This is a genomic window from Streptomyces phytophilus (assembly GCF_013870535.1).
In the GTDB taxonomy this organism is placed as follows: domain Bacteria; phylum Actinomycetota; class Actinomycetes; order Streptomycetales; family Streptomycetaceae; genus Streptomyces; species Streptomyces phytophilus.
Map to the genome: position 1 here is coordinate 1 of NZ_JACBXC010001535.1, position 1,262 is coordinate 1,262.

At 75.1% G+C, this 1,262-nt stretch carries 1 protein-coding gene; it reads right to left on the reverse strand.

The window, feature by feature from the left end; genetic code table 11:
• On the reverse strand, positions 1-1,262 hold a 1,262-nt coding region (locus H5J30_RS34020; protein WP_181791675.1), incomplete at both ends, for a sulfatase family protein.

The window sequence follows — 1,262 nt, forward strand, 5'->3', positions numbered from 1 at the left end:
CCGCGCAGGCGGGGTCGGCGAGCCGGTCGGTCAGCTCGTACGGGTCGGACGCCAGGTCGTACAGCGCGTCCTGGGCCGGATCGGCGGCCAGCAGCAGCTTGTGCGTACGGGAGCGGGCCATGAGCACCCGGCCGCGCCTGCGGTCCTCGGCGAAGACGTACCGGTCCCCCGCGGCCGGCCCGGCGAGGTCGCGCCCCGGCATCTCGCCGGACGCGGCGGCGCCGCAGGCGGCGAGCACCGTGGGGGCCACGTCGACCAGCGAGGCCGGGGTGTCGTCCGCCTCCCCGCGGCGGCCCCCGCCGCGGGCCCCTGCCGGGTATTTGACCAGCAGCGGCACCCGCACCAGCGGGTCGTACATCGGGCCGTCCTTGAGCAGCAGGTGGTGGAAGCCCAGGTACTCGCCGTGGTCGGAGGTGAACAGCACCAGGGTGTCGTCGTAGAGCCCGCGCCGGCGCAGCGCGTCGAGCAGCCTGCCGACGTGGTGGTCGAGTTGGGCGATGGAGCCGTAGTAGTGCGCGAGGACGGTGCGCAGCACCGGCTCGGTCAGGGGCCCGTAGTCGAAGTACGCGCGGGCGTGCGGCAGATCGGCGTCGGGGATCCGGGAGGTCCAGCCCGGCGGGAGGGAGAGCGCGGCCGGGTCGTGGCGGGTGTCCCAGGGGGCGGGCGGATCGAAGGGGTGGTGGGGTTTGACGAACGAGACGTGCAGAAGCTGCCCGCCGCCGTCGTCCCACGCGTCCAGCTCCCGCAGGGCGCGCTCGGCGATCCAGGTGGTGGAGTGCCACTCCTCGGGCAGGTCGGAGCGGCCGGTGCCGTAGGTGTCCCGGTAGCCCGGCGGCGCGTGGGGGCGCAGCGCGAGTTCCTGGTCGAGCAGGTCGACGACGTCGGCGAGGCCGGCGGCGCGCAGTTCGCGGTGGTAGTCGTCGTCGTAGCGGCCGGGGCCGTGCTGTTCGGCGAGTTGCAGGCGGTCGTAGCCGACGTCCAGGTAGGTCGGGGTGAAGTGCATCTTGCCGACGGCGGCGGTGCGGTAGCCGGCACGGCGCAGGGCGCGGGGGAAGGTGTCGAGGGCGGGGTCGAGGGTGCTGTGGTTCGTCCAGCCGCCGTGCTGGTGGGCGTAGAGGCCGCTGAGCATGGCGTAGCGGGAGGGGGTGCAGACGGGGTACGGGCAGTACGCCTCGGTGTGCCGGACCCCGTCGGCGGCGAGCCGGTCGAGGGCGGGGGTGCGGACGTCGGGGTGGCCGGCGGCGCCGAGGCAGTCCCAGCGG